The sequence below is a fragment of the Enterobacter sp. E14S genome (assembly GCF_055666685.1).
Genome location: NZ_JBVODQ010000032.1, coordinates 1 through 312, shown reverse-complemented (window position 1 = coordinate 312; position 312 = coordinate 1). Strand labels below are relative to the sequence as shown.

The 312-nt window shown below is 53.2% G+C and carries 1 rRNA gene; it reads right to left on the bottom strand.

The features are described 5' to 3' along the window. A 23S ribosomal RNA gene (locus ACZ6J2_RS21860) occupies positions 1 to 299 on the bottom strand; the annotation flags it as partial. Between the last annotated feature and the right edge of the window lie 13 nt (positions 300 to 312).

Here is a 312-nt window from a genome sequence, read left to right as displayed (position 1 = left end):
TTCCACTAACACACAAGCTGATTCAGACTCTGGGCTGCTCCCCGTTCGCTCGCCGCTACTGGGGGAATCTCGGTTGATTTCTTTTCCTCGGGGTACTTAGATGTTTCAGTTCCCCCGGTTCGCCTCGTTAACCTATGTATTCAGTTAACGATAGTGCAACGAATTGCACTGGGTTTCCCCATTCGGACATCGCCGGGTCAAAGGTTCATATCACCTCGCCGGCGCTTTTCGCAGATTAGCACGTCCTTCATCGCCTCTGACTGCCAGGGCATCCACCGTGTACGCTTAGTCGCTTAACCTCACAACCCGAAG